1 pseudogene is annotated in these 257 nt (G+C 43.6%); it reads left to right on the top strand.

The features are described 5' to 3' along the window. A pseudogene (locus DW917_RS17955) lies at positions 1–257 on the top strand (hypothetical protein); the annotation flags it as partial.

Below are 257 nucleotides of genomic sequence, written 5' to 3' on the forward strand. Positions count from 1 at the left end.
AAGCAAGTTCTTGGTTGATGCAGTCAAGCAGATGAGACAAGAGAATGATGTTTCCTCGAAGGCATTGCAGGAAAAACTTGAAGTAATGAACAAATCACCTCAAAAGAAGGTTGTAACCCATCGCTTCGAGCCAACCTCAAAGAATGTTCTTCTTTTCATTGGTGGCTTGGCTCTATCCCTTGTCATTTCCATTTGGGGCAATCTCACCCAATGGCGAGATTACCAAGATTGGGAGGAGGCAGACTTGAAATATAGGG

The sequence above is a fragment of the Prevotella sp. AM42-24 genome (assembly GCF_003461825.1).
GTDB lineage: Bacteria > Bacteroidota > Bacteroidia > Bacteroidales > Bacteroidaceae > Prevotella > Prevotella hominis.